This window comes from Acetobacter sicerae (genome assembly GCF_011516765.1).
Lineage (GTDB): Bacteria > Pseudomonadota > Alphaproteobacteria > Acetobacterales > Acetobacteraceae > Acetobacter > Acetobacter sicerae.
On record NZ_JAAABN010000074.1, the window covers coordinates 1 to 1175 of the forward strand.

The following is a 1175-nucleotide window of genomic DNA, read 5'->3' on the forward strand; positions in this document are numbered from 1 at the left end:
TTGCGGGGGGGGGGAAGTAACATCGAGCGTCAGTGTTTATATGGTGGATACGATCTTTATTTAAGAGTTCGCCTTTCCATTATAGGAGGCCTCTCCTCACTTCTGCAGCTAGACGGCGAAATTCGTTAATGGGTCAACACTTTTTTTGTGCTTTCACACTGCATGTTGCGCTAGGAATTGACCCGCACACAGAATATTGTGGTTTTGCTTGCTTAGCGTCGAGATGACGGAGAGCGGGATGCGGGTCTCCGGCAAGAGTAAATCCCGCATCCCAAGTATCCGAACCCGTGTTCCTGCACGGGCCGTATCAAATCCGGAAAACAAGGTTCCGAAGATGAATAACCTTCCTCATACATCATCGCTCACCATTCTCAATATGAAAATCCGGCAGGACGCGGAAGGCCGCTACTCGCTGAACGATTGCCACCGCGCGGCGGGTGGCGATCCGAACAAGGCTCCGTCCGAATGGACGAAGAATGACCAAACGACAGCTCTTATTGAGGAACTGGAGGTCTCGGGAAATTCCCCGACACCCCTCAACATCGTCAAAACCGGCCCGAACGACGGGCGCGGCACCTACGTCGCCAAGGAGCTTGTTTACGCCTACGCTATGTGGATCAGCCCGGCGTTTCACCTTGCTGTCATCCGGGCCTTTGACGCAATGGTCATGGGACGGGTGCCAGCGCCCAAAAGGAAGCGCGTCCGCACAACTGCGGTTGATGTCGCGTTCCGGCGCTGCAAGAATATCGCAGATATGCTCCCGAATTTTGATGAAAATCAGCGCCTGCTGATGGCTGCCCGCGGGGCTTACAAGCTGTCGGGTACAAATCCTCTGGAACTTCTCGACGTTACCTCAATCGCCGCCCCGACGCAGGACAACTACATGACGCCGACGGAACTCGGTAAGCCTCTCGGCCTATCCGCAGTGATCGTAAATCGTCAGTTGCGTGATGCTGATTTGCAGATCCACACACCCGGCACGTCTGGCGGCTCTGACTGGACCGCAACCGAGGCGGGCAAGGAATGCAGTCGTATGTTCGACGCGACACGCAAGGGTGGCCATGGGTCGCAGCAGGTCTTGCGTTGGTCTGAGGCGGCGCGGCGGTTCTTAACCGCAAAAGCGTCCGGGAAGGCCGCTTAACGATTATTCGATCCCGCCGGATAGCCACCGGCCT

General features: G+C 56.1%; 1 protein-coding gene. It reads left to right on the forward strand.

Going from position 1 to position 1175, the window contains the following annotated elements:
• Positions 1-334: 334 nt before the first annotated feature.
• The gene (locus GVI59_RS18655) at positions 335-1141 is read left to right on the forward strand and encodes a KilA-N domain-containing protein (protein WP_173575533.1); all 807 of its coding nucleotides are present in this window, start codon (positions 335-337) and stop codon (positions 1139-1141) included.
• Positions 1142-1175: the final 34 nt, after the last annotated feature.